Consider the following 22145-nt stretch of genomic DNA (forward strand, 5'->3'; position numbering starts at 1 on the left):
TGCATGAAGATTACGTTCGATATCGACTGTTCGCCGCAGGAGGCGCGCGCGTTTCTCGGACTGCCCGACCTCGAGCCGCTCCACGCACTGTATCTCGACAAAATGAAGAGCTTCGTCACCGAGGGTGTCGGTCCGGCGGATTTCGAAAGAATGGCCCGGGCGTGGATGCCGGGGATGAGCGAGGGGCTCGAGACGTGGCGCAACGCGCTGTTCAACGCGGGACGGCCGAAGAGCGACTGAGCCGCGCATGACGACGATTTTCGCGCTGTCGAGCGGACGGCCGCCGGCCGGCATTGCGATCATCCGAATATCAGGCGCGGCTTCGCATGACGCGCTCGCAGTCCTAACGCAGCGGGAGGTGCCCGAAGTTCGGCAACTGGTGCGAAGGCGACTGATCGATCCCGCGGACGGGTTGGTTTTAGACGACGCAATGGTTGTCGCCTTTGCCGCGCCGTCGAGTGCCACCGGTGACGATCTTGTCGAGCTACACCTCCATGGAGGCGTTGCCGTTGTCGCGGCGGTGCTCGGCGTTTTGTCTCGGCTGCCGGGGCTGATGCTGGCCAAGCCGGGAGAATTCACCCGGCGCGCGTTCGATAACGGCAAGCTCGACCTGTCCCAAGTCGAAGGTCTGGCGGACCTGATCGCGGCGGAAACCGAGCTGCAGCGGCAACAGGCTTTGGGGCACGTCGAAGGCTACCTGCGCGACCGCGTCGACGGGTGGCGAGCGGCCCTCATTGAAACTCGCGCCGACCTTGAAGCGAGCCTCGACTTTGCCGACGAGGATGACGTGCCTGTCGGCTTAACGATCGCGGCGCGAGACCGGCTGACATTGTTATCCGCCGAGCTCGAAGCCGCAGCGATCGACGCAACCCGAGGGGAACGTATCCGGGACGGCTTAACGGTCGCCGTCACGGGCCCCGTCAATTCCGGAAAATCTAGCCTTGTCAACGCGCTCGCCAAGCGAGACGTCGCCATCGTCAGCGAGCACGCAGGAACGACACGTGACATCTTGGAGGTCCGTCTCGATCTCGGCGGCGCCGCCGTGACCTTGCTCGACACGGCCGGACTGCGGTTGACGACCGACCCCGTCGAGGCTGAAGGGGTCAAGCGAGCGATAGCGCGCGCCGCATCGGCGGATCTCGTCATCGTGATGGGCGGCGGTGCGGCCCGGTCTGAGGATCTACAAATCGTTGGCAAATGCGATTTATCTGGCCGAAGCGCAGGGTGGGATGATGGCCAGCTCCATCTTTCAACGAAGACGGGTGAAGGGATAGGTACCCTCGTTGCCTGGATGACGATTTGGGCCAACAAGGCGGTCATGCGTGCAGAACCTGCCTTAGTGACACGCGAGCGGCACCGTTTGGCGATAGTCGGAGCGCGGGTCGACATCGGCAACGCGATCATGGCAAGCGACTCCGTAATCGCTGCGGAATATTTGCGCGGAGCCAGCGTTGAACTTGACTCGATAGTGGGTGCCGTGACGAATGAACATATGCTCGACGCGATTTTCACGCGATTTTGCTTGGGAAAATGATCGTGTTCCACGTGGAACATTTTGACCTTCGTGAGCGACGGCCCTAATTACCCGATGCGACATTTTGATGTTTTGGTTGTCGGTGGTGGGCACGCCGGGTGTGAAGCTGCCGCCGCGGCGGCCCGCATGGGTGCGCGGACGGCGCTAGTGACTTTCAACACTGCCGATATCGGGATCTTATCGTGCAACCCCGCTATTGGCGGACTTGGCAAAGGTCATCTGGTCCGCGAAATAGATGCGCTCGACGGGCTGATCGGCCGGGTCGGTGACGCGGCAGCGATCCAGTATCGACTGCTCAACCGGAGCAGGGGCGCGGCGGTTCAAGGACCTCGGGCGCAAGTCGATCGAAAGCTTTATGCGGCCGAGATGCGCGCGGCGATCAGCGCGCAACCGGGATTGGATGTCGTCGAGGCCAAGGTTGAATCGCTAATGATAGGCGATCACGGCGAGATCACTGGCGTCAACACATCGATCGAACCGATATTCGCGAGCTCGACTGTTCTTACGACGGGGACGTTCCTCGGCGCGACCCTGCATTGCGGGATCACTGCGACCGCCGGCGGGCGTTCAGGAGGCAGAGCCTCAAGCGCGCTCGCGGTCGCACTTCTCGACCTTGGCTTGCCGATGACCCGCTTCAAGACCGGTACTCCGCCGAGACTCGACGGACGCACGATCGACTGGGCGCGGCTCGAGAAACAATATGGCGATGCGGTGCCTGTTCATCTGTCCGACACACCACTCGTCCGAGCCGATAAGAGATCGCTTCCGTGTGGGATGACAAGAACGAATGCGATCGTTCACGACATCATCCGGCGTAATATTGCGCTAGCGCCGATGTATGCGGGACGCATCGATGGTATCGGACCGCGCTATTGCCCGTCGATCGAAGACAAGGTGATGCGCTTCGGCGACCGCGACGGCCATCAAATCTATCTGGAGCCCGAAGGTTTCGACGACACCAGCATCTACCCGAACGGCATATCGACGTCGCTTCCGGCGGATATTCAAGCCGAATTTATCCATGCGATCGTGGGACTCGAGCGCGCGCAGATAACGCGCGTTGGATATGCGGTCGAATACGGCGTAGTCGACCCCCGCATTCTAACGCCGGCACTAGCGGTTCGCGATCGACGAGGGCTTTTCCTCGCCGGACAAATCAACGGCACGACCGGATATGAGGAGGCGGCCGGCCAAGGGATCGTCGCCGGAATCAACGCGGCGCGCGCGGCCGGCGGGTTATCCCCCGTCCTGTTCGACCGCGCATCCTCGTATCTTGGCGTGATGATCGACGACCTCGTGACGCAGGGGGTTAGTGAACCGTATCGGATGTTCACATCGCGTGCCGAATATCGCCTCAGCTTGAGGATTGATAATGCCGCTGAGCGCCTCACACCTCTAGGCATGTCGATTGGAGTGCTCGGAGCGGAACGACGCGAGCGATTTGCGAAACATCACGACCAACTCAACGCGGCTCGTAAATCTGTCGCTGAGCTGACGGCGACTCCAAGCAAGATTGGTGCGGCTGGTATCCCGGTAAATCAGGACGGGAAATCGAGAACGGCAGCTATATGGTTGTCTCACCCGGGCATCGACTGGGCGGCGGCTTGCCGAATTTGGCCGGAGCTCGGCATGGTGTCCGATACGATCGCTGCGACTGTCGCGACCGACATGCTATATTCGGTCTACCTTGAACGCCAAGGCAACGACATCGCGCGCTTTCGGAAGGACGAGTCGATGATGCTTCCGGAGGACATCGATTTTGTTGCTGTCGTCGGGCTCTCGACCGAGATGGTTGACCGACTATCGGCGGCGCGTCCTGTGTCAATCGGAGCAGCAAAGCGCGTTCCTGGGATCACGGCCGGAGCGCTGACCGCGCTTCTGTCTCACTCGCGACGTGCAGCGTGAATGGGCGCGACGCGTTTCGGTCAGACTATGATGTTCCACGTGGAACAATGGAAAAGTTGGACACCTATGCGGCATTATTGATCGAATGGCAGGAGCGGATGAACCTGGTCGCGCGCTCGACGCTCGACATCGTCTGGGAGCGCCATTTCGCCGATTCCGCCCAGCTGTCTGATCTGGTGACGGAGTCTGACGCAACTTGGTTGGATTTAGGTAGCGGCGCCGGCTTCCCGGCACTTGTCTTGGCATTGTTCCAATCGGGCAAGTTTCATCTCGTTGAAGCGACTGCCAAGAAATGCCGCTTTCTTTCCGAGGTTGTCGAGCGTCTTGATCTGTCCAATCGAGTAACAATCCACAATTGTCGGATTGAAGCGCTTCCAAAAATTCGTGCCAGTATAATAACGGCACGAGCTTGCGCATCTCTGTCACAATTATTCGATTGGGGGATGCCACATGCGCGCGATGCGCGATGGCTGTTGCTTAAGGGCAAGACAGCTGCGGACGAGGTCGAGGCAGCACGCGCGATGTTCACGTTCGATTGCGGATTGATCGCTAGCCGGACCGACCCCCAAGCGCGTATCGTCGACGCGCAACGGGTTCGGAGGCGGCAATGAGAATCGCGGTCGCGAACCAGAAGGGTGGGGTCGGCAAGACGACGACCGCAATTAATCTCGCGACGGCGCTGGCAGCTGCGGGGAAGACGGTGTTGCTGCTCGACATGGATGCGCAGGGCAACGCGTCGACCGGACTCGGTATCGATCGACGCGCGCGCGATTGCTCGATCTACGACGTGATCCTTGGCGAGGCGTCGATTGCAGAGGCGACGATGCCGACGGCGGTTCCGGGCCTCTCGATCGTGCCATCAACGTCGTCACTCGCGGGGGCAGAGGTCGAGCTTGTCGGACTTGATCGCCGTAACCGGCGCCTCGCCGACGCGGTCGACGCGGCACCGGCGTATGATTTTATTTTGACCGATTGTCCGCCGTCGCTCGGGCTTCTGACGCTCAATGCCTTGACCGCCGCCGAGACGGTGCTCGTCCCGCTGCAGTGCGAGTTTTTCGCGCTCGAGGGGTTGAGTCAATTGCTCGATACGATCGAACGGGTGCGCTCGGGACTGAACCCAGCACTGCGTTTGCTCGGCATTGTCTTGACGATGGCCGATCGACGTAACCGTCTCTCTGAGCAGGTCGTCGCCGACGTTCGCGCGGTGATGGGTGTGCAAGTCTTTGAAACAACTATCCCGCGCAATGTTCGTCTGTCAGAGGCGCCGAGTCACGGGATGCCGGCGTTGGTCTATGACCTGCGCTGCGCGGGATCGCTCGCGTATATCGCGCTCGCGCGCGAGGTGTTGGCCCGGACAAGGGTCAAAGGAGAACTCGTCGATGCTTGATCGCAAGCGCGTTGCTGGACTTGGCCGCGGACTGTCGGCGTTGATGGACGAAGGAGCAGCGGCGACGCCGGCGCGGACGACGTTGCCGATCGCCGACATCATCGCCAGTGCGACCCAGCCGCGGCGGCGGTTCGATGCGGCGGCGATGGAGGAACTTGTCGAGTCGATCCGCACGCGGGGGGTGTTGCAGCCGATTCTGGTGCGGCCATTGCCAGGGCGGCGGTACGAGATTGTTGCCGGGGAGCGCCGCTGGCGGGCGGCTCAGGCCGCACAACTCCATGAAATTCCAGTCGTAATTCGTGAACTCGACGATGCGGCGGCGTTCGAGGTGGCGCTGGTCGAGAATATTCAGCGGGCTGACCTCAACCCGGTCGAGGAGGCCGAGGGGTTTCGGCGGCTGATCGGCGACTATGGGCATACCCAGGAGGGCCTAGCCAAGATCGTCGGCAAGTCGCGCAGCCATGTCGCCAACCTTTTGCGATTGCTCGATCTTCCCGACGATATTCGGGAACAGGTTGCTGCCGGGGCGCTGAGTACAGGGCATGCCAAGGCGCTTATGATGTCGCCCGATGCGTCGGCGCTGGCGCTGCGTGCGATCAACGAGGGGCTGTCGGTCCGCCAGATCGAGGCACTCGCACGCCGGTCGAACCCGGGTAAACCTAGCGCACACAGCCCCGCACATACCGGCGCACATGGGCACGACGCCGATCTGGCGGCCCTCGAGGCGCGGCTTGCCGAGGCGCTTGGGATGACGGTGACGCTGGCGGCGCCGAAGCCGCCAACTGGCACGATGACGATCGCATTTTCGACGCTCGACCAGCTCGACCTGCTCTGCCGCCTGCTCGAAGCGGCGCATGTGACGCTCGCTCCGCGCTGAGCGTTATCGCTGCGCTTGGGTCGCAATCCCGAGCAGGAGCTGCGCGACCGCGACATCGCCTGCCGAGCCGCTGCGCTTGACCGCGCGTTCGGCCGCCAGCAGGCGGGCAAGGACGCCGCGGATCGCCGGGGTGCGCCACTGGCCGAGCTGCGCGGTGACCGCACCTTTCTCCTTCCAGAACACCGGCGGCCGTGCCCCATCGACCGCGCGTGATGCGCTCGCGCCGCCGTCGACTGCGGCGCGCAGGTCGAGCAGCAGCCAAAAGCGCCGCGAAACGGTGCGGAGGAGAGTGATGCCCGGAATTCCCGACGCGGCGAAGCCGGTCAGTTGGCGGTCGGCGATGGCAGGTTTGCCCCCGGCAACGCCGTCGACCAGCGCGGCGAAGTCGGCGTCGCCGAGGTCGGCCCCGATCGCGGCGATGTCGCTCGCCTCGGCGGGGACGGTCGTTTCGGGAGTCGCGTCGAGGTAGAGCGCGAGCTTGACGATCTCCTGCCGCAGGATGCCGCGGTCGCCGCCGGTTGCCTCGGCGAGCATCGATGCCGCGGCGCGGGTTGGTCGGACACCGACCTCGGCCGCCATCTCGGCGATCGTTGCAGCGATGTCGCGCGCCTCGGGGGCGTAGCTCGCGTAGGCAAGCGCGTTCGCCGCCCCCTCGACGCGGGTCAGCAGCTTCGAGCCCTTCTTAAGCGTGCCCGCAACGACCACGACCGGGTTGCCGGTCGCCGGGGCGTCGAGCACCTGTCCGACCGCGCTAAGGGCATCGTCGCCGGCATCGTCGACCCGGATCAGTCGCGTCCCGCCGAACATCGAAACTTCGCTCGCGGCGGCGACGAGCGCGGCGGGGTCGGCGGTCAGCGACTTGGCATCGATGACCGTCTCGCCGAGCGGGTCGTTCGGGTCGACGAACTGGCGGGCGAGGGTTCGCGCGAGATCGGCGGAGGCCGAGGTGTCGGCGCCGTGGAGCAGGACAAGCCGGATCGCTGGGTCGAGCTTGCGGATCGCGGCCGCGAGCGCGCCCCGGTCTGCCTTCATCGCCCGACTTTCATTGCGCCTCGACCATGCCCCCGGCCTGGGCGAAGCGCGCGAGCCGGACGCTGATCTGTGCGGCGAGGTCGACCGCGAGGCGTTCGAGCGCGGTTGTCTCGGCGGCGACGACGGCATAGTCCGAGCTGACGCGGTCGATGCCGGCATCGCTCGTAGCGGTCGCGTCGAGGATGAGCGCACCGGTTGCCGCATCGACGAGGCGGTAGCGCGCGCGGAGCGTCCGTCGCTCGCGCGCGATCGAATTGTCGCCGCGGACGCCGAAGCCGATGATCTGGTCATCGAGCTCGACCTCGAGCCGGTATTTCGGCTTGTCGACCGTCGTGCCGAGCCGGTCGTGAAGCGCGCCCATCACGAGGTAACCCGCGCGGTCGGGGATCGGCGCGATCGCGATCTGGGTCAGCGTCGTCGCGGCGACGCCGTGGCTGCCTCCCGAATAAACCGGCTGGAGGCCGCACCCGGCAAGGGCGACGAGCGTGGCAAGGGCGAGGAGCGGCGCGCGGATCATGCGACGAGGTTCACCAATCGGTCGGGGACGACGATGACCTTGCGCGGCGGCTTGCCGTCGAGCGCGCGGACGACCTTGTCGCGCGCCAGCACCAGCGCTTCGATGGCTTCGCGCGGCGCTCCCTTGGCGGCTTCGACGCTGTCCTTGAGCTTGCCGTTGACCTGGATCGCGATCGTGACGGTGTCGTCGATCAGCAACGCCGGGTCGGCGACCGGCCATTGGGCGTCGGCGATCAGCCCGTCGTGTCTACGCAACGCCCACGCTTCCTCGGCGAGGTGTGGGATCATCGGCGCGGCGAGGGTCAGCAGCGTGTCGATCGCCGCGGTCCGCGCGGTCGACGGCGCGGCGCGTTCGATCGTGCTGGTGAGTTCGTAGAGCCGCGCGACCGCTTTGTTGAACTGGAGCTTGTCGATGTCGGCAGTGACACCGTCGACGGCCTTGGCGACTGCGCGGGCGAGTGCGTTGTCGGTCCCGTCGCCCGCGTCGGCGATCGCGAGCCGCCAGACGCGCTGGACGAGCCGCAATGCGCCGTCGATCCCGCTTTCGGACCAGGCGAGATCGCGTTCGGGGGGCGAGTCCGACAGCATGAACCAGCGGACTGCGTCGGCGCCGTAGCGCGCGAGGATCGAGTCGGGGTCGACGATATTCTTCTTCGACTTCGACATCTTGATGACGCGGCCGACATCGACCGGCAGCCCGGTCGCGCGTTCGAATACGCCGTCGTCGCGCTTCTCAATGTCTTCGGGGGCCAGCCATGCTCCAGCCAGTTCGCTGCTGCCCTCGAAATCGCCTTCGTCGGCCGTCGGGCCGTTGGCGCGGATCTGGCGATACGTCTCGTGCGTCACCATCCCTTGGGTGAACAGCCCGGCGAACGGCTCGCTGACGTCGAGGCGGCCGATGCGGCGGAGCGCGCGGGTCCAGAAGCGCGCGTAGAGCAGATGCAGGATCGCGTGCTCGACGCCGCCGATATATTGCGCGACCGGCAGCCACTGCTTCGCCACGACCGGGTCGAACGCGGCGTTCGCCGGTGAACTGGCGAAGCGGATGAAATACCACGACGAATTGACGAAGGTGTCGAGCGTGTCGGTCTCGCGGACGGCGGGCTCGTCGCAGACCGGGCAGGCGACGTGCTTCCACGTCGGGTGGCGGTCGAGCGGGTTGCCGGGGACGTCGAACGTCACATCTTCGGGCAGGACGACGGGCAGTTGCTCGCGCGGGACGGGGACGACGCCGCAGCTCGGGCAATGGATCACCGGGATCGGCGTTCCCCAATAGCGCTGGCGCGACACGCCCCAGTCGCGCAGCCGCCAGACGGTGGTGCCGGTGCCCCAGCCCTCGGCTTCGGCCTTGGCGATGACGGTCGCCTTGGCCTCGTCGATGCCCATGCCGTCGAGGAAGCGCGAATTGACCAGCGTTCCCGGCCCAGAATAAGCGGTGGCGCCGTCGAACACGGGGTCGGTCGCGTCGCCGTCGGCGATGACGCGCGGCACCGGCAACCGGTACTTGCGCGCGAAGTCGAGGTCGCGCTGGTCATGCGCGGGCACGCCCATGATCGCGCCGGTGCCATACTCCATCAGCACGAAATTCGCGATGTAGACCGGCAGCGTCAGCGCGGGATCGAGTGGATGCACGACGGTGCGCCCGGTATCGAACCCAAGCTTTTCCTGCGTTTCGAGTTCGGCGGCGGTGGTCCCGCCGGCCTTGCAGCGTTCGATGAATGCCGCGGCGTCGGGGTTGGTGGCGGCGGCGCGCTGCGCGACAGGGTGGTCGACCGCGACCGCGACGAAGCTCGCGCCGAAGATCGTGTCGGGCCGGGTCGAATAGACCTCGATCGTTTCTTCGCCGGTGAACGTGAACCGCAGCCCCTGGCTCTTGCCGATCCAGTTTTCCTGCATCAGCCGGACCTTGTCGGGCCACTCGTCCAATGTCGCCAGTCCGTCGAGGAGCTCGTCGGCGAAGTCGGTGATCTTGAGGAACCACTGGCTGAGCTGGCGGCGTTCGACCAGCGCGCCCGAGCGCCAGCCGCGTCCGTCGATGACCTGCTCATTGGCGAGGACGGTGTGGTCGACCGGGTCCCAGTTGACCGCGCTGAGTTTGCGGGTGACGAGCCCCGCCGCCATCAGGTCGAGGAACAGTGCCTGCTCGTGCCCGTAATAATCGGGCTCGCACGTCGCCAGCTCGCGGCTCCAGTCGAGCGCGAAGCCGAGCCGCTGGAGCTGGCCGCGCATCGTCGCGATGTTGGCGCGCGTCCATGTGCCCGGATGGATGCCGCGTTCGATCGCGGCGTTCTCGGCGGGCATGCCGAATGCGTCCCAGCCCATAGGATGAAGGACTTCAAAGCCTTGTGCACGGCGCGCGCGGGCAATGACGTCGCCCATGACATAGTTGCGGACGTGGCCGACGTGGATGCGCCCCGACGGGTAGGGAAACATCTCAAGGATGAAGGTCTTCGGTTTCGGCGAGGCATCGTCGGCGATGAAGGTGCCGCGCGCGGTCCATTCCGCCTGCCAGCGCGCGTCGGCGGCAGACGAATCGAACTTGGCCGGCGGGCCGGCCGGCGCTTGACCGGGCACGCCGGTCACCCGGTGATCGATGCCTGGCGCAGGTCGCGGGCGTGGCCGAGGATCGTCTCCTCGAGCTTCTGGACGGTGCCGGCACGGACCGGGACTTCGACCCAGCCGCTCGCGCCGAGCTGCTGGCGGTTCGCGGAGACGCGAACCGCGTCGGCGCGGAGGACGGTGTCGAGGATCGTGATCGTCACCTTGATCCGCTCGTTCGGCGTCACCGGGCTGACATACCAGTCGGTGACGATGACGCCGCCGTTCGAATCGACCGAGGCGATCGGCATGAACGCGATCGTGTCGAGGCTCGCCTGCCACAGATAGGAATTGACGCCGATCGTCGACAGCCGCGCCGGGGCCAGCGCCTCGGGCCGCGGCTTTTTACCGTGGTGACCGTGGCTGCAGCCGCCGAGGAGCGCGAGCGCCATCAACGCCGCGCCAGCACTTGCTCGACCGACCGAAACCATTCGTGTAACTCCGCACCGTGATTGCGGCGCCCTTATAGGTCGCGGACGCGTTCGCGCAAAGGGCGATGCCGGTGGCGATGCAACGAGGCAACACCCTCGAATGATTCGACTCTCTAGCGAGGGGAATCAACAACGTGTGCCGTAGTTAATCAAGAATCCAGCAGCCTTTGCCGGTTATGGATGTTGTTGGGGACTGGGCGAAACTACAGCGTCCTGATAGTGGGCAGACGTCATGGGGATGGAAACAGCGAGGATTGCGGACGGGATCCGCATCGCCGTGCCGGCAGCGCTGCTGCTGGCGGCTCTCGTCGCGCATCCGGCATCGGCGCTGATCAAGACGCCCAAGCACAAGATGACGTCGTCCTTCGCGATCGACGCCGACGGAGCCGCCGACCGGCTGCGCGTCGGCAATCTCGCCTCATTCGCCCCGTCGCTCGTCGATGCCGGCAAGTTCAGCTTCACCGCGCCCGGCCAGGGTGCGGCGAACGCGCGACTGGCGACGGTCGAGCGCGCCTTTCGCTTCACGCCGTCGGGCAAGGCCGACAACCGCCGCGCGTTCAGCGTCGGGGTGACCTCGCGCGTCGTCGCCGCGGTCGCCGATACGTCGAAGGCCGCCGCCCCGGTCGAGACCGCTGCGGTTACGCCGGCGGCGTATAACGTCGATCTCGCGGTCGGCTGGCGCAATTTTGCGGTCTCGGGCGGCTATTCGCGCTCCGAGATCCTTGGCGGGACGCTGCCGACGAGCCTGACGCCGCGCCGGAACGCGGTCGATGTCGGGGTCAGCTATCGTGGGGCAAGCTGGAAGACGAGCCTCCAGATCGCCGCCGAGACCGGTGCCCCGGCGCTGTTGACGCCGATCACGCCGCTGTCGCCGCTGCCTGCCGACCGGCGCTATTCGGTCGAATTCGGCGGTGCGTATCTGTTGACGCCGCAGCTCTCGCTGACCGGTGGCGTCCGCTACAAGACGATCGATTCGATCGCCGACCCCGCCAAGCGCGATCAGGCGGTCTATTTCGGGACGGCGTTCACCTTCTAGCCGTGACGCCGCGCGCTGCGTATAGCGCGGCGATGACGATCGAAGATGCAACGGAACGGCTGGCGGCAGTGCGCGATGCGATCGCGCGCACGGCGGCGCTGGCGAAGCGCGACCCGGCGGCGGTCGAGTTGATTGCCGTATCGAAGACCCACGATGCTGCGGCGATCGAGCCGCTGCTCGCCGCCGGGCAGCGGTCGTTCGGCGAGAACCGCGTTCAGGAGGCAGCGGCGAAGTGGCCGGCCCTGTGCGCAGCGTACCCCGGGGTACGGCTCCACCTTGTCGGCCAGCTCCAGTCGAACAAGGCGCGCGACGCGGTCGAGCTGTTCGACGTCATCCACAGCGTCGACCGGCGGTCGCTGGTGATCGCGCTGGCGGGGGCGATGGCATCGGCGGCCAAGCGCCCCGACTGCTATATCCAGGTCAATATCGGCGACGAGGCGCAAAAGGGCGGGGTCGCACTCGGCGAGCTCAAGGCGTTGCTCGACCTCGCGCGCGCGCACGATCTGCCGGTCGCCGGGCTCATGGCGGTGCCACCCGAGGGGATCGAGCCTGCGCCGTTCTTCGCGCTCCTTGCCAAACTCGCGCGCGATCACGGCCTGCCGGGTCTGAGCATGGGGATGTCGGCGGACTACGAAACTGCGGTGATGCTCGGCGCGACATGCGTCCGCGTCGGCAGCGCGCTGTTCGGTGCGCGGGGCTAGGAAATAGCGCGCGAGTCGGTGTAGCTTCCCGCGATTGGGGAGTTTTCTTTGATGAAATTGAGTTTGTTGATCGGCGCGTGCCTGCTTGCGATCGCGGCGGTGCCGACCGCCGCCGCGCCGTCGAACCCGCTCCTCGCGCCGTGGACCGGCCCTTATGGCGGCGAGCCGAACTTTGCCACGGTCAAGATCGCCGATTTCGCTCCCGCGCTGGACGCCGCAATGGCCGAGAACCTCGCCGAAATCGATGCGATCACCGCGAACAAGGCCGCACCGACGTTCGAGAACACGATTGTCCCGCTCGAGAAGTCGGGCGCGGCGCTCAACCGCGTCGGCGCGATCTTTGGAGTATGGTCGGGCAATCTCAAGTCGCCCGAGTTCCAGAAGGTCGAGATAGCGATGGCGCCGAAGCTGTCGGCGTTCGGCGACAGGATCACGCAGAACCCGGCGTTGTTCGCCCGGATCGACGCGGTCTATAACTCGCCCGCCAAGGCGAAGCTGACACCCGAACAGCAGCGCCTCGTCTGGGTCTACTGGATGCGCTTTACGCAGCAGGGGGCAAAGCTGTCACCGGCAGCGAAGGCCGAATTCGCCGCGAACAACGAAAAGCTCGCGACGCTCTATACCAGGTTCCAGCAGAACGAGCTCGCTGACGAGGAGAGCTATGTCCTGACGCTCGACAGCAAGGCGCAACTGTCGGGGCTGACCCCGGCGCAGGTCGCCGCCGCCGCTGCCGAGGGAGTCAAGCGCGGCCAGCCGGGCAAGTGGCTGATCACCAACACGCGCTCATCGATGGAGCCATTCCTGACCTACGCCGACGACCGCGCTGCCCGCGAAAAAGGCTTCGCGATGTGGACCAAGCGTGGAGATAACGGCGGTGCGACCGACAATAATGCGATCGTCACGCAAATCCTCCACCTGCGCGCGGCGAACGCGAAGCTGATCGGCTACCCGACCTACGCGCACTGGCAGATCGCCAGCAAGATGGCGAAGACCCCCGACAATGCCCTCGCGCTCGAACTCGCCGCATGGAAGCCTGCGGTCGCGCAGGTCAAGCAGGACGTCGCGGTGATGCAGGCGGTCGTCGACAAAGACGGCGGCACGTTCAAGATCGCGCCGTGGGACTATCGCTATTATGCCGAGAAGGTCCGAAAGGCGAAATACAACCTCGATCTCAACGAGGTGAAGCCGTACCTCCAGCTCGATCACGTCCGCGCCGCGATGTTCTTCGCTGCGGGCAAGCTCTACGGCTTCACCTTCACACAGGTCCACGGCCTGCCGGTGTTCCACCCCGACGTCACCGTGTGGGAGGTCAAGGGCCGCGACGGCAAACATGTCGGGCTATGGTATTTCGATCCGTACGCTAGGCCCGGCAAGAATTCGGGGGCGTGGATGAACGCGTATCGCGAACAGTCGCGAGTCGACGGCGACGTTCCGACGATCGTCTCGAACAACGCCAATTTCATCAAGGCCGATCCCGGCCAGCCGGTGACGCTGTCGTTCGACGACGCCAAGACGATGTTCCACGAATTCGGCCACGCGCTCCACGGGCTCAACTCGAACGTCGTCTATCCGACGCTGTCGGGGACCAATACCGTCCGCGATTTCGTCGAATTCCCGAGCCAGCTCAACGAGAACTGGTTCACCACCCCCGAAGTCCAGGCGATGCTCGTCAACGCGCAGGGCGAGCCGCTCCCCACCGACCTGATCGCCAAGATCAAGCGCGCCGACACGTTCAACGCCGCGTTCGGCGTCGTCGAGGCGCAGGCAAGCGCGATTGTCGACCTCAAGCTCCATCTTGCGGGCGACGTGCCGATCGACCCGAAGGCGTTCGAAAGCACGACCCTTGCCGAACTCGGCATGCCGTCGGAGATCGTCATGCGCCACCGCATCCCGCAGTTCGGCCACGTCTTCGCGGGCGACGGCTATGCCGCGGGCTATTACGGCTATCTGTGGGCGGCGGTGCTCGACCACGACGCGTTCGAGGCGTTCACCGAGGCGGGCGGGCCGTACGACCCGGTCGTGGCGAAGCGCCTCCACGACACGATCACCTCGGTCGGCAACACCGTCGACCCGGCGGTCGCGTTCCGCAATTTCCGCGGGCGTGATCCGAAGGTCGACGCGTATCTGCGGTCGATGGGCTTTCCGGTTCCGGTCGCGACGGCGGCGACGGGAAGCTGACGATCAACCGACCCGGGTCATCCCCGCGAAAGCGGGGACCCAATGCCACTACCATTGGCGACCTTGGGTCCCCGCTTTCGCGGGGATGACATATTGAAGTTGGCGACACTGCCCCTCTCGTTGAAGGTTCTACCGCGATGATCTCCGGCCTTACCCTCACCGTCGCCCTGTTCGCCGCTCCGGCGCTCGCGCAATCGCCGCCGCAGCCGCAACCCGTGCCGATGCCCCCCGCAACGATCGCGCCGGTCGACAAGCCGTACCCGGGCACGATCACTGTCCATGTCGACGCGACCGACCTCGACCGGCGCATCCTGACGGTCCACGAGACGATCCCGGTCGCGGGGCCGGGCCCGATGACCTTGCTGTATCCCGAATGGCTGCCGGGCAAGCATTCGCCGCGCGGGCCGGTCGACAAGCTCGCCGGGCTGATCATTCACGCGGGCGCGGCGCGGCTTGAGTGGATCCGCGATCCGGTCGACGTCTACGCCTTCCACATCGACGTTCCGGCGGGGGCGACGGCGATCGACCTCGACTTCCAGTTCGTCTCGCCGACCGATCCGAAGCAGGGGCGCGTCGTCGTCACGCAGAACATGCTCAACCTCGAATTCGACCAGACGACGCTGTATCCGGCGGGGTATTTCACCCGGCAGATCCCCGTATCAGCGACGGTCAAGTTTCCCGAAGGCTGGAAGGTCGCGACCGCGCTGCGTCCGATTGCCGGGGCCCCGGCGGGCGAAACCACCTTCAACACCGTGCCGTTCGAGACGCTGGTCGACTCGCCGATCTTCGCCGGACGCTACATGCGCGTCATCCCGCTCGACACGTCGTCGCGCCCGGTGACGCTCAACGTGGTGGCTGATCGCCCCGATCTGCTTGCGGCGACCGACGCGCAGATCGCGCCGCATGTGAAGCTGGTCAAAGAGGCAGTCGCGCTGTTCGGGTCGAAGCATTTCGATCACTACGACCTGCTCCTCGCGCTGAGCGACAAGCAGGGCGGGATCGGTCTCGAGCATCATCGGTCGAGCGAGAACGGCTCGGTGCCGGGATATTTCACCGAGTGGGACAAGAACCCGGGTGCGCACGGACTGCTGCCGCACGAGTTCACCCACAGCTGGGACGGCAAGTTCCGCCGCGGCGCGGATTCGTGGACGCCGAACTACAATGTGCCGATGCGCAACTCATTGCTGTGGGTGTACGAAGGCGGGACGCAGTATTTCGGAACGGTTCTTGGTGGCCGGTCGGGCATCTGGACGCCGCAGCAGACCCTCGACAATCTCGCCGGTTATGCCGCGACGTACGATGCGGTCATCGGGCGGACGTGGAAGCCGCTGATCGACACGACCAACGATCCGATCACCGCCGCGCGCGCGCCCGAGCCGTGGCGCAACTGGCAGCGGTCGGAGGATTATTACACCGAGGGCCTGCTGATCTGGCTCGACGCCGACACGCTGATCCGCGAGCGGTCGAAGGGCAAGCGCTCGCTCGACGATTTCGCGCATCGCTTCTTCGGGGTCGACGATGGTGCGTGGACCGAGCTCAGCTACACCTTCGACGATGTCGTCGCCGCATTGAACGCGACCGAGCCGTACGACTGGGCAAAGTTCTTGAACGACCGGCTGACGTCGCACGGCCCGGGGGCGCCGCTCGATGGCATCACGCGCGGCGGCTACAAGCTCGTCTACACCGACAAGCAGAGCGATTTCGGCAAGGCCGCGGACAGCGCAGCCAAGCGCATCGACCTCAATTATTCGCTCGGCCTCAGCGTCGGCAAGGACGCCGACCTGACGCAGGTGATGTGGGGCGGACCGGCGTTCAAGGCGGGGTTGACCGTCGGCACGGTGATCCTCGCGGTCAACGGCGAGGCGTATGACGGTGACGGCCTGAAGCGCGCGGTGACCGCGGCGAAGGCCGGGAAGCCGGTCGAGTTGATGGTCAAGAACGCCGATCGCTTCCGCGTCGTCACGATCGACTGGAGCGGTGGCCTGCGCTATCCGCACCTCGAGCGCACCGGCAGCGGCCCGGCGTCGCTCGACGCGATCATCGCCAGCCGGACGAAGTAGCTAGGCTCGGCGCCGTCGCCATCGGACAAGATGCGCGGCGGCGACGAGGCTGACCCCGGCGACGGTGAGGATGCGCTCGGCGGGCAGGCCTTCGTAGAAGGCGACTCCCAGCGTCATCAGGCTCAGGCCGGCGGCTCCGAGTGCAAGCGGGACGAGGCCCTCGGGCCACGGATCGCGGGTCAGCACCCACAGGCTGACTGGCAGGGCGAAGGCGAGGAGCACCCAGTGCGTGCCACTCCCCGCGACCGCGCCGCCGATCGACGGCAGCAGCGCGATCAGCAGCGGCAGGGCGAGGCAGTGGATCAGGCACAGGCCAGACGCCGAGACGGCTGCCCAATCGAGCCAGGATTGCGATGGACGCGACGCGGCCACGCGGGCCTCCCGAGGTTACTTTATATCATCGGGTAAATATGCGTCGTGTGCGGTGATTACAAGCGCGGAAGCAAGCGCCGCAACACCCAGATGACTGTCAGCGTGACGACTGTGGCGACGGTATCGGCGATCCAGTCGCCCCATTCGGCGTCGCGGCCGATGAACGGTATCGCCTGGACGATCTCGATCAGCCCGCCGAGCGCGCTCAGCCAGAGCGCGATGCGCCACAATTTCGTGCGCGGCCAAGCCCATGCCGCAGCGAGGCTCAACGTGATGAACGCGGCGATATGGTTGATCTTGTCGCCGTCGCCAAAGTCGGGTGCCTCGGCGTTCGGCAGGATCGCCGCGATGAACGTCCCGATCAGGATGACCGCAAAGATGACGCGAGGGAGGCGCGGGGTCATGCGATATCGATCCAGTCGCCGGGGGCAAGATGCGGCAGAAGGGCTTCGAGCGCCTCGCGGTCGATCGCGACGCACCCGGCGGTCGGGTGCCCGGCGATCATGCAGTGGAGGAAGATCGCGCTGCCCTTGCCCGGGACCGGCGGCGCGTCGTTATAGCCAAGCTCGACGATGACATCGTACAGCCCGTCGTCGCGCCACAGATGCTCGGCGGAAAACGGATGCGGGTGGCGGACGCGGCGGTTGTACGCGGGGTCGCGCACGTCATCCGACCAGCCGTCGGCCGGGTCGAGCGCGCGCCACGGCAGTGCGGTGACCGGCGCAGCGACGCGGTCGGGACGGATCATCGCCGAGCGGATCGCCCAGCGTCCGCGCGGGGTGCAGCCGTCGCCCTCGTGCTTGCTCGCGGCGGATGTCGCGCCCGACCGGCCGATCAGGCACGGAGTCGAAACGCCGTCGGCGGTAAGAGTCAGCGCTGCTGTGTCGACGGTCAGGATCATTCCGACCGCATTACAGATAATGCCCGCTGCGGTCGCGCTTGGTCGCGAGATAATCGGCGTTGTGCGGGTTGGGCGGCATCGAATGCGCGATGCGCTCGACGACGTCGATGCCGTGCGCGGAGAGGCTCGCGACCTTGTCGGGGTTGTTGGTCAGCAGCCGGACCTGTCCGACGCCGAGCAGGCGCAGCATCGTCGCGGCGACGGCAAAATCGCGCTCGTCGGGCTCGAAGCCGAGGCGGAGGTTGGCGTCGACGGTATCGAACCCCTGGTCCTGGAGGGCATACGCGCGCAGCTTGTTGATCAGCCCGATACCGCGCCCCTCCTGCTGGAGATACAGCAATACGCCGCCCCCAGCCGCCGTGATCGCGGCCAAGGCGGCGCGAAGCTGCGGGCCGCAATCGCACTTGAGGCTGCCAAGGACATCGCCGGTCAGGCACGCCGAATGAAGCCGGGTCAGCACCGGCGGCGTCGTCCCGCGCGGGCCGATGACCAACGCGAGATGCTCGGGCCCGCCCTCGGCCGGGCGGAATGCGACGACTTCGGTATCGGGGGCGCCGTCGAGCGGCAGGCGCGCACGGGTGACGATTCGCAGCCGGTCGGCGCGGGCGTAGCTCAGGATATCCGCGGCGGCGGCGGTCAACGGCGTGCCGCCTCCGGCAGGAACGGCGAAGACCGCCGGCAGGATGCCGCCGAGCTTGGCCAGCCGCACCGCCGCCTGCGCCGCTGCCGTCGCGGTCGGCACGCACGTGCGGAACGGTCCCTTGAACGGCAGGCGGAGGTCGTCGCCGGGGTCGGCGATCGCGACCGTCGCGGCGAGGTCGAGCCATGCCGGGCGGTCGATCCAGACGACATCCTGCCCCGCCGCTGCGGGCTGATTGACGATGTGGAGCACCGCCGCCCGCCGCGCCGTGACGATGAGCCCGGCGCGCGCATCGGTCTCGAGCCGCGTAAGGACGAGGTCGTCGGCGAGTTCAGTGGCGAGGACATCGAGATCGCCCGCCGGGCTCGTTATCCGAACGACCTGTCCGCGACGGAGCTCGTCGACCGCGCGCGCGACGCTGGTGGCGGCGTCTGGGCTCACAGCGCGAACGTCGCGATCTGCGGGACGTGGTCCGATGGCTTGCCCCAGTTGCGCGCGTCCTCGACAACCTCGAACGCCGTCGCCGACCGCGCCACGCCCGGCGACGCCCAGATATGGTCGAGCCGCCGCCCGCGGTCGTTCACCGTATGGTCGGCGTTGCGGTAGCTCCACCATGTGTACAGCCGCTCCGGCGCGGGGATGAACGTGCGGCCGACGTCGACCCAGTCGTGGCTCGCGGCGAGACCGTCGAGCCGGTCGACCTCGACGGGCGTGTGGCTGACCACGTTGAGCAATGCCTTGTGGCTCCACACGTCACACGGCAGCGGCGCGATGTTGAAATCGCCGACGATAACGGTGTCGTCGCGCAACCCCTCCGACCACGCCGTCATTCGGTCGACGAAGGCGAGTTTTTGCGCGAACTTGGGATTGAGCGCGGGGTCGGGAATGTCGCCGCCCGCGGGGACATAAACATTCTCGATCAACAGCCCGTTCGCCAGCCGCGCGCCGATGTGCCGTGCCTCGCCATTGTCCTGCCAGTCGAAGCGGCGCTCTTCGGTCAGCGGAACCTTCGACAGCGTCGCGACGCCGTGGTGCATCTTCTGCCCGCAGATGACCCGGTGCGTATAGCCGAGCCGGTCGAACAGCGCGTGCGGGAAGTCGTTGTCGATGACCTTGGTTTCCTGCAGGCACAGGATATCGGGCGAATGCTCCGTCAAGAACCGCTCGACGATGTCGAGGCGGAAGCGCACCGAATTAATGTTCCAGGTGGCGATCGACAGCGTTTGGTTCGGGGACGGCATCGCGGTCATGTAAGCACGCGCGGGCGCTCCACCAAACGAATTAGGCCCCCGCTCCGGGGGCATGGAGCGGGGGCCCGTCTGCGCTCGTCACGCAACGATCGAACCCGAATGCCCAGACAACAGGGGGGCAAATTCCAGACACCGGGCGGCGACCGCATGTCCGTGTTAGCGCCCGCAACATTGCTCGGCCATGAACAGAAAGGTTCATAAACCAGACAATATGCCGTGTGGTTAATTCGACCTTGCGGCGACGTCACGGCCGCGTTGCTAGCCGGTTTTTCCGGGTAGGCTTTTCGCGCGTGGATCGCGGAAACCGAAGCTCGCGGCGGGCACCGCGACGTTGTATTTCGTGCCGCGCAGGGTGATGTCGGTTCGGTTGTTCTGCGCGTCGAGGGCAGTCCAGCCGAGCAGCGCCAGCCCGCCCGGCGCAGCGGCGTCGGTAGCGAAGTTGAGCGTTATCGCGCCATATTCGGGGTGTTTGGGATCGCGCGCCTCGACCAGCAAACCGTTGCCCTGCTGCCCGACGACATGCGCGAAGCGGGCAAGGTCGGCATCGCCGTCGAGCAGGACGCCGAGCGGGGTGCTCTTGATCGGGTATTGCGAGACCTGGTTGACCTCGTAATCGACGACGCTGAGCCGCTTGCCGTCGGCGACGACGAGCAGCGGTGCCTTGTCGTAGGCGAAGCGGATCTTGCCCGGACGCGACAGGATCAGCTTGCCGGTCGCAACGGTGCCGTTCGCCGCGGTCTGGCTGAAGTCGGCGGTCATCGTCGTCGTCGCCTGCAGCGCCGCCTTGACCGAGTCGATCGTCAACGGGGCAGCGGCGAGTGGGGTGGCGGCGAGGAGCAGGGCGAGAAAAAATGGCTTCAACAGGACGTTCCTTTGATGACGCCATCGGCATAGCAGTACAGCGATTGAACTGCGACTGAACCCAAGGCACGATCGACTTGACGTGGGGGAACGCCAGTGGACACCAGGAACGTCATTGCCATTACAGGATTGATCGGCGCGATCACAGGCATTCTGTGGCCGGTCATCGCCGTTGGCGTCCTGTTTGCCTTCCGTGGACCGGCGATGCGCGCGTTAAATCGCGTCAGCGACGACGGCGGCACGATCGAGGTTTTTGGCGTTAAGCTAAATGTCGGCAAGGCCACCGAAGAACAGCAACGGATGATAGAGGATCTTCAGAAACAGGTGGGTACACTGCGCGATGCAGCGCGCGTACAAGGGGAAATCGGACAGCGTGCATCGGGCTTCCTCGATCCGAGCACCTCTGCCGGACGCGTCATCGCCGCGCCGCCGCGAACGATTCCCCCCGCTCCCCTAGCGCAGGCACCGAGCGGAGGCGAGATCATGGTCGGCGCGGTGCCGTCATCCGATCCAACCCCGCCGATTGCTGTGGGCAGCGCGAACCCCGCCGCACTTGCGCCGCTAACGCGTTCGTCGAAACCGCGGTTGCTGTGGGTCGACGACCATCCGGAAAACGTCGCCTTGTTACGCGCGTCGCTCCGCAGCCGGGGCTTCGTCATTGTCGAGGCATCAAGCACCGAGGTCGCACTCGATGCATTTGGCTCCCGTGAGTTCGACGCAGTCATTTCGGACATGGGACGCGACACCGCCGATGCGGGGGTGTCGCTTGCGGCGCGCATCCGCGGAGTCGACGCGAATGTCCCCATCTTCATCTTCTGCAGTATCGGTGCGGTTCGGATCTACGGTGGCTTCGCGAAGCAGGCGGGCGCAACTCTCGTTACGGACTCGGCAACGCTGTTGATGGAACGGCTGCTCGAACTCCAGTCGCTGGGGTAAGCGTCAGGCGCGCGGGTGCGCGTTGCGGTAGACGTCGAGCAGGTGCGCGGCGTCGACCGCGGTGTAGACCTGTGTCGACGACAGGCTGGCGTGGCCGAGCAGTTCCTGGATCGAACGGAGATCGGCGCCGCGCGCGAGCAGGTGCGTCGCAAAGCTGTGGCGGAGCGCGTGCGGGGTCGCGCTCGCGGGCAGGCCGAGGCCGACGCGTGCCGATGCCATCGCCTTGCGGATCAGCTCGGGCGCGAGCGGTCCGCCGCGGACGCCGCGGAACAGCGGGGCCGACGCGCTTCGTGGCCACGGGCATAGGTCGGCATAGGCCTCGATCGCGGCGCGGACGACCGGCAGCAGCGGCACGATCCGTGTCTTGGCCCGCTTGCCGGTGACGGTGATTGTCTCGCCCAGCGGCAGCGCGCTGCCGGTCAGCGCGAGCGCCTCGGCGATCCGCAGGCCCGCTCCATAGAGAAGAAGCACGACCGCGGTGTCGCGCGCCGCGACCCACGGCTGGAGCGCGGCATCGCCAATGTCGGCGACGAGCGCGCGCGCATCGGCGGGGGACACCGGGCGCGGCACGCGCGCAGCACGCTTGGGTGAGGCGAGGCCGGTAAGCCCCGACGCGTCGACTCCGGCGGTCGCGGCGAAGGCGTAGAAGGTGCGGAGTGCGGCGACCTCGCGCGCGATCGAGGCGTTGCCCAGCCCCTCGCCTCGCCGCGCCGCGAGGAAGGCGCGGAAGTCGGCGAGGGTGAAAGCCGACAGCGCCGCCCCGTCGACTGCGCGCCCGAGGTGTCGCCCGGCAAAGGCGATGAAGCGGTGGAGGCTCGCGGCATAAGCGCGGACGGTGTTCGGCGACAGCCGCCGCGCATCGGTCAGGCTCGCGCACCATTCGACCACGAGCGCGGTGGCGTCCGCTTCTGCGAGCGCGGTGGTCCCAAC

22 protein-coding genes are annotated in these 22145 nt (G+C 66.1%); 11 read left to right on the forward strand and 11 right to left on the reverse strand.

Translation table 11 applies throughout. The features are described 5' to 3' along the window. The first annotated feature begins 3 nt into the window (after positions 1 to 3). Genes KTC28_RS04140 through KTC28_RS04165 form a run of 6 tightly spaced genes read left to right on the forward strand, consistent with a single transcriptional unit; the run spans position 4 to position 5703 of the window. Positions 4 to 240 (forward strand): DUF6489 family protein, encoded by a 237-nt coding sequence (locus tag KTC28_RS04140; protein ID WP_216710281.1) that lies wholly within the window; start codon positions 4 to 6, stop codon positions 238 to 240. 7 nt (positions 241 to 247) lie between these two features. Beyond that, a complete protein-coding gene (gene mnmE, locus KTC28_RS04145; protein WP_216710282.1) occupies positions 248 to 1534 on the forward strand; it encodes a tRNA uridine-5-carboxymethylaminomethyl(34) synthesis GTPase MnmE in 1287 nt (428 codons plus the stop codon). Positions 1535 to 1588: 54 nt separating this feature from the next. Then, entirely contained in the window at positions 1589 to 3439 is a 1851-nt protein-coding gene (mnmG, locus tag KTC28_RS04150) for a tRNA uridine-5-carboxymethylaminomethyl(34) synthesis enzyme MnmG (protein WP_216710338.1), read from the forward strand. A gap of 56 nt (positions 3440 to 3495) precedes the next feature. Continuing rightward, the gene (gene rsmG, locus KTC28_RS04155) at positions 3496 to 4050 is read left to right on the forward strand and encodes a 16S rRNA (guanine(527)-N(7))-methyltransferase RsmG (RefSeq protein WP_216710283.1); all 555 of its coding nucleotides are present in this window, start codon (positions 3496 to 3498) and stop codon (positions 4048 to 4050) included. Then, positions 4047 to 4826, forward strand: coding sequence for a ParA family protein (locus tag KTC28_RS04160; protein WP_216710284.1), 780 nt, complete (start codon positions 4047 to 4049; stop codon positions 4824 to 4826). The genes rsmG and KTC28_RS04160 overlap by 4 nt, the downstream gene beginning before the upstream one ends. Continuing rightward, on the forward strand, positions 4819 to 5703 hold the full coding sequence (locus KTC28_RS04165; protein ID WP_216710285.1) for a ParB/RepB/Spo0J family partition protein: 885 nt from the start codon (positions 4819 to 4821) through the stop codon (positions 5701 to 5703). Before KTC28_RS04160 ends, KTC28_RS04165 begins: the two co-directional genes overlap by 8 nt. 3 nt (positions 5704 to 5706) lie before the next feature. Here the strand turns inward: KTC28_RS04165 and holA are convergent, their stop codons facing one another. Genes holA through KTC28_RS04185 form a run of 4 tightly spaced genes read right to left on the reverse strand, consistent with a single transcriptional unit; the run spans position 5707 to position 10280 of the window. After that, on the reverse strand, positions 5707 to 6735 hold the full coding sequence (holA, locus tag KTC28_RS04170) for a DNA polymerase III subunit delta (RefSeq protein WP_216710286.1): 1029 nt from the start codon (positions 6733 to 6735) through the stop codon (positions 5707 to 5709). Positions 6736 to 6745: 10 nt separating this feature from the next. Continuing rightward, positions 6746 to 7252 (reverse strand): LPS assembly lipoprotein LptE, encoded by a 507-nt coding sequence (lptE, locus tag KTC28_RS04175; RefSeq protein WP_216710287.1) that lies wholly within the window; start codon positions 7250 to 7252, stop codon positions 6746 to 6748. After that, positions 7249 to 9825 carry a leucine--tRNA ligase gene (leuS, locus tag KTC28_RS04180; protein ID WP_216710288.1) on the reverse strand — a complete coding sequence of 859 codons (2577 nt, stop codon included), beginning with the start codon at positions 9823 to 9825 and terminating at the stop codon, positions 7249 to 7251. Before leuS ends, lptE begins: the two co-directional genes overlap by 4 nt. Positions 9826 to 9830: 5 nt before the next feature. Next, entirely contained in the window at positions 9831 to 10280 is a 450-nt protein-coding gene (locus KTC28_RS04185) for a DUF3576 domain-containing protein (protein WP_216710289.1), read from the reverse strand. A gap of 232 nt (positions 10281 to 10512) precedes the next feature. Between KTC28_RS04185 and KTC28_RS04190 the strand changes: the two genes are divergently transcribed. From KTC28_RS04190 to KTC28_RS04205, 4 genes are all read left to right on the forward strand, one after another. Then, on the forward strand, positions 10513 to 11316 hold the full coding sequence (locus KTC28_RS04190; RefSeq protein WP_219776009.1) for a hypothetical protein: 804 nt from the start codon (positions 10513 to 10515) through the stop codon (positions 11314 to 11316). 32 nt (positions 11317 to 11348) lie between these two features. Next, positions 11349 to 12017, forward strand: coding sequence for a YggS family pyridoxal phosphate-dependent enzyme (locus tag KTC28_RS04195; protein WP_216710291.1), 669 nt, complete (start codon positions 11349 to 11351; stop codon positions 12015 to 12017). A gap of 51 nt (positions 12018 to 12068) precedes the next feature. Further along, positions 12069 to 14195 carry a M3 family metallopeptidase gene (locus KTC28_RS04200; protein WP_255602262.1) on the forward strand — a complete coding sequence of 709 codons (2127 nt, stop codon included), beginning with the start codon at positions 12069 to 12071 and terminating at the stop codon, positions 14193 to 14195. 137 nt (positions 14196 to 14332) lie between these two features. Beyond that, positions 14333 to 16255, forward strand: coding sequence for a M61 family metallopeptidase (locus KTC28_RS04205; protein ID WP_216710293.1), 1923 nt, complete (start codon positions 14333 to 14335; stop codon positions 16253 to 16255). Here KTC28_RS04205 and KTC28_RS04210 read toward each other — a convergent pair whose 3' ends face one another. The 6 genes from KTC28_RS04210 to KTC28_RS04230 all read right to left on the reverse strand — a co-directional run bounded on the left by KTC28_RS04210 (position 16256) and on the right by KTC28_RS04230 (position 20279). Then, a complete protein-coding gene (locus KTC28_RS04210; RefSeq protein WP_216710294.1) occupies positions 16256 to 16627 on the reverse strand; it encodes a MerC domain-containing protein in 372 nt (123 codons plus the stop codon). A 56-nt stretch (positions 16628 to 16683) separates the two neighbouring features. Further along, positions 16684 to 17031 (reverse strand): VanZ family protein, encoded by a 348-nt coding sequence (locus KTC28_RS04215; RefSeq protein ID WP_216710295.1) that lies wholly within the window; start codon positions 17029 to 17031, stop codon positions 16684 to 16686. After that, positions 17028 to 17528 (reverse strand): L,D-transpeptidase family protein, encoded by a 501-nt coding sequence (locus KTC28_RS04220; protein ID WP_216710296.1) that lies wholly within the window; start codon positions 17526 to 17528, stop codon positions 17028 to 17030. Before KTC28_RS04220 ends, KTC28_RS04215 begins: the two co-directional genes overlap by 4 nt. A gap of 10 nt (positions 17529 to 17538) precedes the next feature. Next, the gene (gene ribA, locus KTC28_RS04225; protein WP_255602263.1) at positions 17539 to 18609 is read right to left on the reverse strand and encodes a GTP cyclohydrolase II; all 1071 of its coding nucleotides are present in this window, start codon (positions 18607 to 18609) and stop codon (positions 17539 to 17541) included. After that, complete coding sequence (locus tag KTC28_RS22685; RefSeq protein WP_255602409.1) at positions 18606 to 19409, reverse strand: exodeoxyribonuclease III; 804 nt, start codon at positions 19407 to 19409, stop codon at positions 18606 to 18608. Before KTC28_RS22685 ends, ribA begins: the two co-directional genes overlap by 4 nt. A 267-nt stretch (positions 19410 to 19676) precedes the next feature. After that, positions 19677 to 20279 carry a LolA family protein gene (locus KTC28_RS04230; protein ID WP_255602264.1) on the reverse strand — a complete coding sequence of 201 codons (603 nt, stop codon included), beginning with the start codon at positions 20277 to 20279 and terminating at the stop codon, positions 19677 to 19679. A 96-nt stretch (positions 20280 to 20375) separates the two neighbouring features. On the opposite strand from KTC28_RS04230, the gene KTC28_RS04235 reads away from it, so the two are divergent. Further along, positions 20376 to 21215: a response regulator gene (locus KTC28_RS04235; RefSeq protein WP_216710298.1), complete on the forward strand. Its 840-nt coding sequence runs from the start codon at positions 20376 to 20378 to the stop codon at positions 21213 to 21215. Positions 21216 to 21218: 3 nt separating this feature from the next. Here KTC28_RS04235 and KTC28_RS04240 read toward each other — a convergent pair whose 3' ends face one another. Further along, positions 21219 to 22103: a tyrosine recombinase XerC gene (locus tag KTC28_RS04240; RefSeq protein WP_255602410.1), complete on the reverse strand. Its 885-nt coding sequence runs from the start codon at positions 22101 to 22103 to the stop codon at positions 21219 to 21221. Between the last annotated feature and the right edge of the window lie 42 nt (positions 22104 to 22145).

This window comes from Polymorphobacter megasporae, assembly GCF_018982885.2.
GTDB classification, from domain to species: domain Bacteria; phylum Pseudomonadota; class Alphaproteobacteria; order Sphingomonadales; family Sphingomonadaceae; genus Polymorphobacter_B; species Polymorphobacter_B megasporae.